Annotated in this window: 13 protein-coding genes and 1 tRNA gene; 10 read left to right on the top strand and 4 right to left on the bottom strand. The window is 44.6% G+C overall.

Annotated elements, in window-relative coordinates; all coding sequences use genetic code 11:
• Nucleotide 1 precedes the first annotated feature (1 nt).
• The 6 genes from mlaD (at nt 2) to Q8W40_RS12300 (ending at nt 3,917) form a co-directional block, all read left to right on the top strand.
• Nucleotides 2–493 carry an outer membrane lipid asymmetry maintenance protein MlaD gene (gene mlaD / locus Q8W40_RS12275; RefSeq protein WP_305397408.1) on the top strand — a complete coding sequence of 164 codons (492 nt, stop codon included), beginning with the start codon at nt 2–4 and terminating at the stop codon, nt 491–493.
• Entirely contained in the window at nt 493–1,152 is a 660-nt protein-coding gene (mlaC, locus tag Q8W40_RS12280; protein WP_305397410.1) for a phospholipid-binding protein MlaC, read from the top strand. Before mlaD ends, mlaC begins: the two co-directional genes overlap by 1 nt.
• Nucleotides 1,152–1,511, top strand: coding sequence for an STAS domain-containing protein (locus Q8W40_RS12285; RefSeq protein WP_305397411.1), 360 nt, complete (start codon nt 1,152–1,154; stop codon nt 1,509–1,511). Before mlaC ends, Q8W40_RS12285 begins: the two co-directional genes overlap by 1 nt.
• A gap of 12 nt (nt 1,512–1,523) precedes the next feature.
• Entirely contained in the window at nt 1,524–1,778 is a 255-nt protein-coding gene (gene ibaG, locus Q8W40_RS12290; protein ID WP_101113377.1) for a BolA family iron metabolism protein IbaG, read from the top strand.
• Between the two features lie 9 nt (nt 1,779–1,787).
• Entirely contained in the window at nt 1,788–3,050 is a 1,263-nt protein-coding gene (gene murA, locus Q8W40_RS12295) for a UDP-N-acetylglucosamine 1-carboxyvinyltransferase (protein WP_305397412.1), read from the top strand.
• A gap of 135 nt (nt 3,051–3,185) precedes the next feature.
• A complete protein-coding gene (locus Q8W40_RS12300) occupies nt 3,186–3,917 on the top strand; it encodes a 1-acylglycerol-3-phosphate O-acyltransferase (protein ID WP_101113379.1) in 732 nt (243 codons plus the stop codon).
• 130 nt (nt 3,918–4,047) lie between these two features.
• On the opposite strand, the gene Q8W40_RS12305 is transcribed toward Q8W40_RS12300, so the two are convergent.
• The 3 genes from Q8W40_RS12305 to pepA form a co-directional block, all read right to left on the bottom strand.
• Nucleotides 4,048–6,921, bottom strand: a complete 2,874-nt coding sequence (locus Q8W40_RS12305) for a valine--tRNA ligase (protein ID WP_305397414.1) — start codon at nt 6,919–6,921, stop codon at nt 4,048–4,050.
• A gap of 106 nt (nt 6,922–7,027) precedes the next feature.
• The gene (locus tag Q8W40_RS12310; RefSeq protein ID WP_305397415.1) at nt 7,028–7,477 is read right to left on the bottom strand and encodes a DNA polymerase III subunit chi; all 450 of its coding nucleotides are present in this window, start codon (nt 7,475–7,477) and stop codon (nt 7,028–7,030) included.
• 132 nt (nt 7,478–7,609) lie between these two features.
• The gene (gene pepA / locus Q8W40_RS12315; RefSeq protein ID WP_101113382.1) at nt 7,610–9,121 is read right to left on the bottom strand and encodes a leucyl aminopeptidase; all 1,512 of its coding nucleotides are present in this window, start codon (nt 9,119–9,121) and stop codon (nt 7,610–7,612) included.
• A gap of 191 nt (nt 9,122–9,312) precedes the next feature.
• On the opposite strand from pepA, the gene lptF reads away from it, so the two are divergent.
• The gene (gene lptF / locus Q8W40_RS12320) at nt 9,313–10,410 is read left to right on the top strand and encodes an LPS export ABC transporter permease LptF (protein WP_305397416.1); all 1,098 of its coding nucleotides are present in this window, start codon (nt 9,313–9,315) and stop codon (nt 10,408–10,410) included.
• Nucleotides 10,411–10,413: 3 nt separating this feature from the next.
• On the top strand, nt 10,414–11,484 hold the full coding sequence (gene lptG / locus Q8W40_RS12325) for an LPS export ABC transporter permease LptG (protein ID WP_305397417.1): 1,071 nt from the start codon (nt 10,414–10,416) through the stop codon (nt 11,482–11,484).
• 55 nt (nt 11,485–11,539) lie between these two features.
• On the opposite strand, the gene Q8W40_RS12330 is transcribed toward lptG, so the two are convergent.
• A complete protein-coding gene (locus tag Q8W40_RS12330) occupies nt 11,540–12,010 on the bottom strand; it encodes an RDD family protein (RefSeq protein ID WP_305397419.1) in 471 nt (156 codons plus the stop codon).
• A 195-nt stretch (nt 12,011–12,205) separates the two neighbouring features.
• On the opposite strand from Q8W40_RS12330, the gene Q8W40_RS12335 reads away from it, so the two are divergent.
• Nucleotides 12,206–12,290: transfer RNA gene (locus Q8W40_RS12335), tRNA-Leu, on the top strand.
• A 501-nt stretch (nt 12,291–12,791) separates the two neighbouring features.
• Nucleotides 12,792–13,607 carry a hypothetical protein gene (locus Q8W40_RS12340; RefSeq protein WP_305397420.1) on the top strand — a complete coding sequence of 272 codons (816 nt, stop codon included), beginning with the start codon at nt 12,792–12,794 and terminating at the stop codon, nt 13,605–13,607.
• Nucleotides 13,608–13,619 lie beyond the last annotated feature (12 nt).

Genomic DNA, 13,619 nt, shown 5'->3' on the forward strand with positions numbered 1-13,619 from the left:
GATGCAACAAACTCGTAAACTGGAATTATTAGTAGGAAGCTTTGTCATCGCGAGTGTGATTGCCATTCTTGTTATGATTCTAAAAGTCGCCGATGTAAAAAGTTTTGGCTCAGGGGCAACCTATCAGCTGAAAGCCCAGTTCGATAACATCGGCAGTTTAAAACTCCGCTCACCGGTTAAAATCGGTGGTGTTGTTGTTGGACGTGTTTCGGACATCACTTTAGACATTGAAAGCTACTTGCCCGTTATTACGCTCACTATTGATAAGCAATATGGTGAATTCCCAGAAACATCTAGCGCACAAATCCTCACTTCAGGATTAATTGGTGAGCAATATATCGGGTTGGTACCCGGTTTTGTTGATGAAGACATCGACATGTTGCAGGAAGGCGACTATATAGAGGATACGAAGTCAGCACTAGTACTCGAAGATCTCATTGGGCAGGTCTTGTATCGCGTTGGTGGTGACTCAGAAAGTTCGGAGGAACCGTAATGAATTGGTTTAAAAAATGGACATTGGCAGCAACGCTAAGCGCTCTTTCGCTTGTTAGTATTGTACAGACTAGCGCGGCACAAACTATTGATGCCACCAAGCCATACGACATGATGCGACAAGTCGCCGACAAGACGTTCTCTCGCCTAAAAAACGAGCAAAGTCAGATCAAATCCAACCCTGACACACTAAAAGTCGTGGTTGAAGAGGAGCTGATGCCCTTTGTAAACAATCGCTACGCGGCGTTGAAACTGCTTGGACCGAACTTAAAAAAATCGAAAAAAGAAGACGTTAAAGTTTTTGTTGAAGCGTTTCGTGCTTACCTTGTGACGTCTTACGCTCAAGTTTTGACACAGTACACCGATCAATCGATAGAATTTGCCCCAGCAAGACCACTCGATCCTAAAAGCCGTATTATTTCTATTCGAGTAGAAATCATCGACAACCCAAACCCAAACATTAAGCTCGACTTTAAATTGAGAAAAGATAAAAAAAGCGGCGAATGGGCTGCGTTTGATATGGTAGCTGAAGGGGTAAGCCTACTCTCCAGTAAGCAATCAGAATGGAACAGTAAAATTCGAAGAGATGGACTCTTAGAAGTCAGCAAAGATTTGCAAGAATTGGCAGCTAGACCAATTCAATTCAAGGACACAAAATAATGAGTCACCCCCAGTGGCTGCAAGTCGCTCCGACTCAGTGCCAACTTTCCGGAGACTTGGATCGTGAAAGTGTCCCTAGTTTATGGCAATTTTTGAAGAAACGAAAAACTGACACGACTCAGCTAAATATTGACATGAGCAAAGTGAAACGCGTCGATTCCGCTGGTATGGTGATGCTGATTCACTTAATAGAGCATGCAAAAAAGCAAAACTGTCATATAATGCTCAGTTTCGTGCCTGACCAGCTGCGCACTTTGTGTCAACTGAGTAATGTCGAAGCAATGCTATTCCCCGAAACTGAAACCGCACAAAAGTCTCAGTTTGAATCATCGGGTGAACGCAATCACATTGAAGTTTAAATAGGATCTACCGTGGACAGCGTTGAAGTAAAAAACATTTTAGATCAAGCTCTTAATCTAGAAGAGTTACACGTAAAAGGGGAAGGCAGCCACTACGAAGTGATTGCTGTAGATCCAAGTTTTGATGGAATGAACCGTGTAAAAAAACAGCAGCTCATCTACGCTCCGCTGATGGAATACATTCAAAGAAACGATATTCATGCAGTTTCGATTAAGGCTTACACGCCGGAAGAATGGGAACGCGATAAGAAACTGATGTCTCTTTAAGGTTGATTGATGGAAAAGTTTCGAGTTAAACGTTCGGGTCCTCTAAGTGGTGAGGTCTCAATCTCTGGTGCTAAAAACGCCGCCCTGCCGATTTTATTTGCTTCCATTCTTGCAGAAGAACCTGTTGAAGTAACCAATGTACCTAAGTTGCGTGACATTGATACGACAATGGAATTACTGAAGCGTTTAGGCGCTCAAGTAGAGCGTAATGGTTCTGTGCATGTGGATGGTCGCTCTATTGATCAATACTGCGCGCCTTATGATTTAGTAAAAACCATGCGCGCTTCTATTTGGGCATTAGGTCCTCTAGTTGCTCGATTTGGTCAAGGTCAGGTTTCGCTTCCAGGCGGTTGCGCGATTGGTGCGCGCCCTGTTGATCTCCATATTTATGGTCTTGAACAACTTGGTGCCACTATTACCCTTGAAGAAGGGTATGTAAAAGCCGAAGTCGATGGACGCCTTAAAGGTGCTCACGTCGTGATGGATAAAGTCAGTGTCGGCGCAACTATTACTGTTATGTGTGCAGCCACTCTAGCAGAAGGCAAAACTGTTTTAGATAACGCAGCTCGTGAACCTGAAATTGTTGATACTGCGGCGTTCCTAAACACACTGGGTGCTAAAATCTCAGGTGCAGGTACTGACACCATTACTATCGAAGGCGTTGAACGCTTGGGTGGTGGTAAGCACTCTGTAGTACCTGATCGCATCGAGACAGGTACTTTCCTTGTCGCTGCAGCAGTGTCTGGCGGTAAGATCCTATGCAAGAACACCAGTGCGTCATTACTTGAAGCTGCTCTTGCAAAACTGGAAGAAGCCGGTGCTTTAGTGGAAACAGGTGAAGATTGGATCAGCTTAGATATGATAGGTCGTGATCTGAAAGCGGTATCCATTCGCACAGCGCCTCACCCAGGTTTCCCAACCGATATGCAGGCTCAATTTACGCTGTTAAACATGATGGCAAAAGGAAGTGGGGTCATTACTGAAACCATTTTTGAAAATCGGTTTATGCACGTTCCAGAGCTAATGCGTATGGGAGCAAAAGCAGAGATCGAAGGCAATACGGTTATTTGTGGCGATACCGATGGGTTGAGTGGCGCTCAAGTCATGGCAACCGACCTGCGAGCTTCTGCAAGCCTAGTGATTGCCGGATGTATTGCCGAAGGCGAAACCGTTGTTGATCGCATCTACCACATCGATCGTGGTTACGAAAAAATCGAAAACAAATTGTCTGCACTTGGTGCTAACATTGAGCGATTCAGAGAGTCTAGTTAAACTCGAGCTTTGAATCTAAAAGCCGGAAACTGTCTATCTCAGGTTTCGGCTTTTTTGTTGCGTATTACCCCGCTTCCGTTTATTTTCCGATCGTATGGTTCAAACGTAAGCAGAATAACTATCAAAGAGAATTTTATGATCGCTTTATTGCGTCTCATTGCGGTGGCAATCTTCGCCGTCTTAATGTTTGTATTTGGGTGTGGCTATTGCCTATTGAGCCCAAGAAACCCTAAACACGTCTTTACCTTTGGTCGTTACTTCGGGCGTATGTCCAGAGTATTCGGTATTAAATTGGATCTCAGGATCCCGGAAGATGCGTATAAGCGTGGTCAGCATATTTACATTGCTAATCACCAAAATAACTGGGATATCTTTACTGTCTCATCTGCCGTGACACCAAATGTGGTAACGGTCGGAAAGAAAAGTCTTGCCTACATGCCACTGTTTGGTCAACTTTACTGGATCACTGGTAATATCCTCATTGATCGCGCCAATCGCAGTAAAGCCATGGGTACGATTGAACAAGTCGTTGAAAAAATCAAAGGCCGTGACATTTCAGTCTGGATGTTCCCTGAAGGTACGCGCTCTCGTGGTAGAGGTTTGCTTCCATTCAAAACAGGCGCTTTTCATGCTGCAGTTGGAGCTCAAGTTCCAATCATTCCAATTGTATGCAGTACTACAGAAGGTAAGTTTAAGCTTAATCGCTGGAATAATGGTCATGTCATTGTTGAAATGCTTCCGCCAATCAGTATTGACGGTTATGGCAAAGAGAATGTCCGTGAGTTGGCTAACCTATGCCGTGAACAAATGAAGCAAAAACTTGAAGAGTTAGACGCAGAAGTCGAGCAACTAAATACTCAAAAATAATCCGAGACCTTAAATCGAGGTCTTAGTTTAGAAACGATTCTGCCAGTATTTAGATATAAAAAATCCGGTCATTTAAGATGACCGGATTTTTTGATTCAAGCTTCCAAACCAAAGGTAAGGAAGCCTAACGTTAAAGTGCAGCAATCGTTGCTTTTTGCTCTTCAAGCTTCACCAAAGTATCTTGGTAGCCTTCAAGTTTTTCACGCTCTTTCGCAATAACCGCTTCTGGCGCTTTAGCAACAAAACCTTCGTTACCTAGCTTGCCTTCGATGCGCTTGATTTCGCCGTGCGTTTTCTTCACTTCTTTATCAAGACGAGCAAGTTCTGCGTCTTTGTCAATAAGACCTGCCATTGGGATCATCAGCTCAGACTTGCCAACCAGTTTAGTCGCACATGCTGGAGTCTCAGCACCGTCTGCAAGTACAGTCAGGCTATCTAGCTTGGCAAGAGAGTTCAGAACTACCTTGTTCGCTTCGATACGCGCAGCGTCTTTCTCGTTTGCAACTTTGATCATTACTTCTAGACCTTTGCTAGGTGCAATGTCGTATTCCGCACGTAGGTTACGAATAGCGGTGATGAAAGTCTTCACCCATTCGATGTCTTCGACGACCTCTGCATTGAAATTATCTTCGTTAAACTGAGGAAGCGCTTGAGTCATGATAGTCTCGCCCTCAACACCCTCTACGAGCGGCTTAACGCTCTGCCAGATAGATTCAGTGATGTAAGGAAGCACTGGGTGAGCAAGGCGAAGAGTCTTCTCTAGAACCGTGATAAGCGTGTAACGAGTCGCTTGTTGTTGAGCTTCAGACCCTTTCCAAAGAACAGGTTTAGTTAGCTCTAGGTACCAATCACAAAATTGGTTCCAGATGAATTCATAAAGCGTGTTTGCTGCCATGTCTAGACGGTAGTTGTCTAGATGAGCGTTAAACTCTTTCGCTGCCACTTCAAACTGAGATTCAATCCACTTGTCTGCTAGTGAGAATTCCATGTTTGCACGATCTTCAACAGACAGTGACATGCCACAATCGTGCTCTTCTGTGTTCATTAGCACGTAACGGCTTGCGTTCCATAGCTTGTTACAGAAGTTACGGTAACCTTCTAGACGTTTCATATCCCAGTTGATGTCACGGCCTGTTGAAGCCATTGCAGCAAGTGTGAAACGCAGTGCATCGGTGCCGTACGGTTCGATACCGTTTTCGAATGTTTTACGTGTGTTCTTTTCGATCTTAGCGGCTAGTTTTGGCTGCATCATGTTGCCACAACGCTTCTCAACCAAAGACTCTAAGTCGATGCCGTCAATCATATCGATAGGGTCAAGTACGTTACCCTTCGACTTAGACATCTTGTCGCCGTTTTCATCACGGATAAGACCCGTCATGTAAACCGTTTTGAACGGTACCTGAGGTTTGCCATCTTCGTCTTTCACGAAGTGCATGGTCATCATGATCATACGAGCGACCCAGAAGAAGATAATATCGAAACCAGATACCAATACTTCAGATGGGTGGAACGTTTTCAGTGCTTCCGTATCTTCAGGCCAGCCTTGTGTGCCGAACGTCCAAAGTGCAGAAGAGAACCATGTATCGAGTACGTCGTCATCTTGCTTAAGCACAACAACAGGCGCTAGGTTGTTCTTTTCACGAACTTCTTCTTCAGTGCGACCTACGTAAACTTTACCTTCGTTGTCGTACCATGCTGGGATGCGATGTCCCCACCAAAGTTGACGAGAGATACACCAGTCTTGTACGTCACGCATCCACGCGAAGTACATGTTTTCGTACTGCTTAGGCACGAATTGAATCTGACCATCTTCAACTGCTTTAACAGCAGGTTCAGCAAGAGGGGCTGTACGCACGTACCATTGGTCCGTCAGCATTGGTTCGATAACTACGCCACCACGGTCACCGTAAGGGACAGTGAGGTCGTGATCTTTGATTTCGTCTAGAAGACCAAGCTCTTCGAATTCCGCAACGATAGCTTTACGAGAAGCAAAACGCTCCATGCCTTGGTACTTAGCTGGAATTTCTGTCGAGTACACATCGCTTTCTTCGCCATTCGTTGTGAACACTTCAGCAGCATCACGGATATCAGCGTTGAACGTTAGGATGTTGATCATTGGCAGGTTGTTTCGCTTACCCACTTCGTAATCGTTAAAGTCGTGAGCAGGCGTAATTTTCACACAACCTGTGCCTTTCTCCATGTCAGCGTGTTCATCACCTACGATAGGGATAAGACGATTTACAACAGGAAGCAGGATTTCTTTACCGATAAGATCTTTGTAGCGCGGATCTTCTGGGTTAACCGCAACACCGGTATCGCCAAGCATGGTTTCTGGACGAGTAGTCGCAACGACGATGTAGTCTTTGCCGTCAGTAGTTTTAGCACCGTTCGCTAGCGGGTAACGGAAGTGCCACATGAAACCTTTTTTGTCTTTGTTTTCAACTTCAAGATCAGAAATTGCAGTGTGCAGTTTTGGATCCCAGTTTACTAGACGCTTGCCACGGTAGATTAAGTCTTCTTCGTATAGACGAACAAACACTTCTTGAGTTGCAGCAGACAAGCCGTCATCCATTGTGAAGCGTTCACGATCCCAATCTACAGACGCACCAAGGCGACGAAGTTGCTGAGTAATCGTGCCACCCGATTCATTTTTCCATTCCCAGATTTTGTCGATGAAAGCATCACGTCCGTAGTCGTGTTTTGTTTTGCCTTCTTCAGCTGCGATCTTACGCTCTACAACCATCTGAGTTGCGATACCCGCGTGGTCAGTACCAACCTGCCAAAGGGTGTTTTTCCCCTTCATACGCTCTGCACGAATCAAAGTATCCATGATGGTATCTTGGAATGCGTGGCCCATATGCAGGCTACCCGTGACATTCGGCGGTGGGATCATGATGCTGTATGAATCTTTGGTCGTGTCACCGTGTGGCTTAAAGTAGCCTTTCTCTTCCCAAGCTTGATACAAAGCTTGTTCAATAGATGTTGGGTTATATGTCTTTTCCATAGTGCTCTTAAATGGATACGTTTACGGGTTAATATTGGTCAAACTTTATAATTGAGAACTCTCAGTACAGTAAGTACTTGCGAAATCTCTTAACTATAAGGTTTGACTAAGGGTTTTGAATCTCGATAGTTTCCAGCTGATACCCAGCTTGACGGTAAATTTTATACCTTTCTCGAGCTTGTTGCTTAGCTTTTTCTTCGCAGGGAACGAAGTCTACCACTTGACCAAAGGTTGGAGCAAAAGTTGTCTTATCATTCGCCATATTTATAACGAGCTGTCGGTTCCACGCAGGCTTCACATTTGAGTAACCAATTTCGATCCCCGTCCCTGATTTGGGCCCCTCACCCACCAAGTTATGCGCAACAAACGTTTCAGGCTCCGCCTGCCAAAACAGTTCTGCAACCGCTTCCGCACTCTTTTTGTTTTCAGCATTGACGTACACCTTCGCACCCAGCTTGGCAAAATGGTGAGCAAGAAATACAACATACGTATAAAACCCCGACTCTTCAGACTGAGGGCTACTTTCTTTGATCAAATAAAATGTTGCTGTTGCCATCTGCTATCACAACTCATTTAAAATGCGGCATGTGGTTCAATAGGAACCTTCTGTTAAAAAGCTAAACGCAGTTAAAAAGCTAAATACAATTAAAAAGAAAGGGCCTTTCGGCCCTTTCTAAAATTTGAAGATTTACTCTTCAGTATCCTGGCCGCTTCGGTTCAGAAGGAATTGGACCAGCATTGAGACGGGACGACCTGTCGAGCCTTTGTCTTTACCGCCAGATCGCCAAGCCGTACCTGCTATATCAAGGTGCGCCCAGTTGTATTTCTTAGTGAAGCGAGACAAGAAACAACCCGCGGTAATCGTACCAGCTGATTTGCCACCAATATTTGCCATATCGGCAAACGGGCTAGCAATTTGTTCTTGGTACTCTTCGCCCATTGGCAAACGCCATGCGCGATCACCAGCTTGCTCAGAAGCATTGATCAATTCATGAGAAAGCGGGTTATGGTTTGAAATTACGCCGCTGATGTGATGGCCTAATGCGACAACACATGCGCCAGTCAACGTCGCTACGTCAACCACACATTCTGGTTCAAAACGTTCTACATACGTTAGTGCATCACAAAGAACCAAACGCCCTTCCGCATCGGTGTTCAATACTTCAACCGTTTGACCTGACATCGTCGTTAAGATGTCGCCAGGACGGTAAGCATTGCTACCAGGCATGTTTTCACAACCAGCTAGGATACCAACAACATTAATTGGAAGGTTTAACTTTGCGAGAGCCTTCATCGTACCGAATACAGATGCAGCACCACACATGTCGTACTTCATTTCATCCATGCCTGCGCCCGGCTTCAATGAAATACCACCTGAATCAAACGTCAGCCCTTTACCTACCAACACAATTGGCTTGGTGTCAGGATCTGGTGCGCCTTTGTATTCCATAATGGACATAAGAGATTCGTTGTGAGAACCACGACCAACAGCTAGGTAAGAAGTCATACCCAGCTTTTCCATCTCTTCTTCACCAATGATCTTGGTGGTTACCGTTTCGTGCTCATCAGCTAAACGGCGAGCTTGAGATGCAAGATACGCAGGATTCGCTACGTTTGGCGGCATATTGCCTAGATCTTTCGACGCTTTCACGCCTGATGCGACGGCTAAACCGTGGCTGATCGCTTTCTCGCCTAAATTCAATTCGCGACGAGTTGGTACGTTGAATACAAGCTTGCGCAAAGGGCGACGAGTTTCTGGCTTCGTGCTTTTGAATTGATCAAACGTGTACAAGCCATCTTTCGTTGACTCAACGGCTTGACGAACTTTCCAGTAAGTATCTCGACCTTTAACGTGCAATTCTGTTAGGAAGCAAACTGCCTCCATTGAGCCTGTCTCATTAAGTGTGCTGATGGTTTTCTGAATAATTTCTTTGTATTGGCGCTCACCAAGCTCACGCTCTTTACCACAGCCTACGAGTAGAACGCGCTCAGACAGAACCCCAGGTACTTGATGCAGAAGTAGCATCTGCCCTGGTTTTCCTTCCAAGTCACCGCGTCGTAATAGTGAACTGATGTAGCCATCACTAATTTTATCGAGCTGCTCCGCTACTGGAGAAAGACGGCGAGGCTCAAAAACACCAACAACGATACATGCGCTGCGCTGTTTCTCAGGGCTGCCACTTTTTACACTGAACTCCATGCGTACTCCTACATCCTGAAGACAAACTGAACTAAATGTTAGATAATGGTCACTTAGCTTAAAATATTCACGTTGGAACGCTAAGCCCATTATGTTGACTAACAATTAGCCAAAGATTTAAAAATAAAAGATTCAACGAGAAATTATAGTGATTCAATTAAAAAAACAAGTTTTCTATAGGTGATTTCAGCGTGATTATTGTTAGATATTTGATCCGCGAGACAATCAAGACTCAATTTGCGGTATTTTTAGTCCTGTTTTTGATCTTTCTTAGCCAAGAATTCATTCGAGTACTGTCTAACGCCTCTGATGGCGATGTACCCGCTCGTTTGATCTTAACACTGGTCGGTTTGAACATGCCCACAATGGGAATGTTAATGCTGCCTTTAAGTTTATATCTTGGGATCTTACTGACTTTCGGGCGGTTGTACGCTGAAAGTGAGATTACCGTAATGAACGCGACCGGAATCGGGAATAAATTCTTGATTCAGGCGGCACTGAGCTTAGCGGTAATCACAGGAGCTTTAGCGGCATTTAACTCTTTGTGGTTATCCTCTTGGAGCCAGCAACAAATAACCCAAATATTCTCGGAAATCGAATCGGATAACAGTATCGACCTGCTGCAAAAAGGGCAATTTCAAGCCTCTCCCGATGGTTCTGCCGTCGTCTTTGTCGATGATATTGAAAATAAAGAGTTAAAAAACGTCTTTATTGCTCAGTTAATACCAAGAGATTCTATCCGCCCAAGTGTCATGTTTGCAGACACAGGAAAGATGCAAGAGCTATCTGATGGTCGCCAAGTTCTTACACTTTATGATGGTAAAAGATACGAAGGCATTCCGACTCGTCTCGATTACATGATAACCGATTACAAAGAGTATGAAGCCTTAATAGGACAAAGAGCGCCTACACAACGTTCATTAAGCTTAATGGCCACGCCAACGCTTGATCTTATCAACTCAGACGACAAACGATCTCAAGCTGAACTTCAATGGCGAATTTCTCTTATCGTTTGTATTCCTCTGCTTACAATGATTGTTATTCCGCTTTCTGCAGTAAATCCTCGCCAAGGTCGTTTTGCGAAAATGGCACCAGCGGTACTCATTTACCTGACCTACTTCCTGCTGCTGAGTTCTGGAAAATCTGCCATTGAAGAAGGCAGTTTACCGGCGTCAATTGGGCTGTGGTCGATAAATGGTGTAACGCTTCTTTTGGGTATCTTACTCAATAGTATGGACAGCACTTTCGTGCGACAGTTAAAAGAAAATTTCAGAAGAAAGGTGGCGTAAAGCGTGTTTAAGATCCTCGATTGGTACATTGGTCGAACTATCATCTCGACCACCGCTTTAACTCTGACGACTTTGGTCGGTTTATCCGCCATCATCAAATATGTTGAACAGCTTAGGGCTGTCGGCGAAGGCAGCTACGATGCATTACTCGCTTTCTATTACGTAATGTTGGCTCTGCCTCGTGATGTGGAATTGTTTTTTCCAATGGCTGTATTACTGGGTGCTCTGATTGGTCTTGGAATGTTAGCAGCGAGTTCCGAATTAGTAGTCATGCAGGCATCTGGTTACTCTAAGCTAGATATCGGTTTCTCGGTACTTAAAACAGCCATTCCTATCATGGTCATTGTAATGATGCTTGGTGAATGGGGCGCCCCTGCCACCCAAAAAATGGCGAGAGAATTACGGACATTCGCGGTATCGGGGGGCAACATCGTGTCTGTACGAAGTGGCGTATGGGCGAAAGATGGTGGCAACTTCATCTATGTAGGGCGAGTAAATGGGGAGCAACTGCAAGGTGTTAACGTTTGGTTCTTTGATGAGGATAAGAAATTAGCTCACACCATGTTTGCAAAGGAAGCCAACTACGCCTCTGATCGCACTTGGGAAGTTAAAGATGTCGTCAAAACCAGCTTTGATAATGACGTTGAAATATCAAAAGAAAAAATTGCACAGCAGAGTTGGACAACCACATTAACCCCAGACAAGCTAGCCGTTGTAACCGTTCAACCGGAAGAACTGCCCCTAACTGAACTATGGAGTTACGTAACCTACCTAAAAGATTCTGAGCAAGATGCGAGCCGCTATGACTTAGCTTTCTGGCGTAAAGCTACACAGCCCATATCGGTCGGAGTCATGATGTTTGTGGCCATGTCCTTTGTGTTTGGTCCACTTCGAAGCGTGACCATGGGAGCGAGAATCTTATCCGGTGTTATTGCGGGATTTGGCTTCTACATTTTTGCCGAAACCTTCAGTAACGTCAGTTTACTCTATAAACTCCCTGCCCCTGTAGGTGCACTGGTCCCCAGTATCGTATTTATGAGCATCGCTATTTTATTGATGCGGCGAAAAGTGTAAACACCCACTAACAAATAGAAAAGGAGGGGCATCCTCCTTTTCAAGACCCTTTGAGTTAATTTGCTTTCGGCAGAACAACCACTTGTGTTTTCGCCCAAATGTCATGAAAGGCCCGCTTCTTGGGATCAAATGGCACTGTAAGGTTTGCTAAGCCAAAACCAGAGGTTGCGACTCGTATGAGCGCTTGAGTTAAAGAGATGGATGACCCATCTTCGTTTTGTACACGTAGCTTCCATGCTCGCATGCCTAAAGTCTGTCCCGCTTTTGTCCAGAAGAACACAATAAACCCAATCCATACAGTAGCGAGATACGCCGTGTACATAGCACTCCATACAGGGTGGTTGGTGAGTAAATCGCTGGCGTCGGCATAGCTACCATAATTCATTAAACCCGCCGCGTTAAAAGCAAAAAGAACCGCAATCACTAGCCCCCCTGCCATCATTTCTATGGCGAGTATAATAAGGGCGTCGTACATCAATGCGCCTAGCCTTCGAAGCAATCCTGCAGGTTTCGTTTGAAAAGACATAGTTCTCACATGGGTAATTGTTGGAAAGCGACAGAATATAAACTAGTACCAGAATTTGGAAGTGACTTAGCGCACAGCACGAGCACTTGTGCTGAAATAATCGCCAAACGAATGGTTTTTAAAGATTTAACTCTTGCACACGCTAAAGTCATCCGTATAATGCCAATCATCGAAAGGGCAATAGCTCCAAAAGATGCCGGTGTGGTGAAATTGGTATACACGACGGATTCAAAATCCGTTGCCTTCGGGCGTGGCGGTTCAAGTCCGCCCACCGGTACCATTATTTAGAAAGGTCGCTATTTTTAGCGACCTTTCGTCGTTTTAGAATCTCAAAAAATTCGGCGTGACGTCAGGGATGCCTGTCCAATCAATCCGCCTCACGATACCATTATTTAGAAAGGTCGCTATTTTTAGCGACCTTTCGTCGTTTTAGAATCTCAATAAATTCGGCGTGACGTCAGGGATGCCTGTCCAATCAATCCGCCTCACGATACCACTATTCAAAAGCCACGATTTTAACGATATTTCGTCGTTTTAGAATTTCAAAAAATTCGGCGTGACGTCAGGGATGCTTGTCCAATCAATTCGCCTCACGATACCACTATTCAGAAGCTAATCTCCCGCCAGTCCTCACTCAAGAAAATCAGCTTGTTATCAATTGCCTGAATTATTTTAGTTGCTCGCAAATATGGCAATAACTGAGCCACAACCCACACGCGTTAATCACATGAGTGCATAATACCCATCTTTCAAAATTGCTGATGATGGTCGTAGGGAAAACATGTCTAAGAAAACCGATAAATTTGAAAAAGACGTTGCTGCGAGTGTAAACATTGGAGACACGCTACCCAATGACATACCAGCATGGATGAGAGAGATCGGTGTAAAACCTGGATCCAAAGTCACTTCTGTTCAAGCTCAAGGTGCGATTGGCGGTAAGACAGATATCCTCATAAAACTGTCAGATGGCTCCCCTATCAAGATTTCAGCAAAAATGAGCAGCGCACATTACTTTGGCAATTGGTATTCGCATAATCGAATCATTGAAGATTTTGGCGTCAGAGCTTTTAATAAGCTGACCAAAGATTGCACTCAGTGGGCGAAAGAGTGGGCAAAAATCCCCTCCGCTTCCTTCTTCGTTGGTGTCAGTATTTGCTTTGGTAAACGCTCTGGAAAAACCGCTCGAGAGTTTACCCAAGTCTTTGACTATCAAGATATCGTGAAGATCGTAGCAGGAGTAGGTAAAGGAAATTCAGTTGCCAACTGCCTATTAGTGAACAATAAAATCCCCGGTAACTTACTCGACCTTATACAGAAGCTTGAACCAATAAATAATGAAGTAATACAAACACTAAGCCGTAATTTTAAGGTCGTTTACCGCCCAATTAATCCCAAAACAGAAAGAAGTAACCGAGGGAAGTGTACTTATACTCAATTTCGTCCGACAAAACGCTTGAGTAAGATGACAAAAGTCGAAACCCTGAAAGATCTAACAAAATTAGGCACCTTCGAACTCGTTGCACCTAATGGATTAAACCACAATCGTCTAATCCAAAATTTGAGAACCTTTAATATCGACATTCCCACCAAGAAATAACCACTGAAATAA

The sequence above is a fragment of the Vibrio penaeicida genome (assembly GCF_030689305.1).
In the GTDB taxonomy this organism is placed as follows: domain Bacteria; phylum Pseudomonadota; class Gammaproteobacteria; order Enterobacterales; family Vibrionaceae; genus Vibrio; species Vibrio penaeicida_B.

Excerpts from the sequence above, each read along its gene's own strand:
- Q8W40_RS12305 (WP_305397414.1), bottom strand. The coding sequence starts at position 6,921 with ATGGAAAAGACATATAACCCAACATCTATTGAACAAGCTTTGTATCAA.
- murA (WP_305397412.1), top strand. The coding sequence starts at position 1,788 with ATGGAAAAGTTTCGAGTTAAACGTTCGGGTCCTCTAAGTGGTGAGGTC.
- pepA (WP_101113382.1), bottom strand. The coding sequence starts at position 9,121 with ATGGAGTTCAGTGTAAAAAGTGGCAGCCCTGAGAAACAGCGCAGCGCA.
- Q8W40_RS12310 (WP_305397415.1), bottom strand. The coding sequence starts at position 7,477 with ATGGCAACAGCAACATTTTATTTGATCAAAGAAAGTAGCCCTCAGTCT.
- Q8W40_RS12285 (WP_305397411.1), top strand. The coding sequence starts at position 1,152 with ATGAGTCACCCCCAGTGGCTGCAAGTCGCTCCGACTCAGTGCCAACTT.
- mlaD (WP_305397408.1), top strand. The coding sequence starts at position 2 with ATGCAACAAACTCGTAAACTGGAATTATTAGTAGGAAGCTTTGTCATC.
- mlaC (WP_305397410.1), top strand. The coding sequence starts at position 493 with ATGAATTGGTTTAAAAAATGGACATTGGCAGCAACGCTAAGCGCTCTT.
- Q8W40_RS12300 (WP_101113379.1), top strand. The coding sequence starts at position 3,186 with ATGATCGCTTTATTGCGTCTCATTGCGGTGGCAATCTTCGCCGTCTTA.
- Q8W40_RS12330 (WP_305397419.1), bottom strand. The coding sequence starts at position 12,010 with ATGTCTTTTCAAACGAAACCTGCAGGATTGCTTCGAAGGCTAGGCGCA.
- Q8W40_RS12340 (WP_305397420.1), top strand. The coding sequence starts at position 12,792 with ATGTCTAAGAAAACCGATAAATTTGAAAAAGACGTTGCTGCGAGTGTA.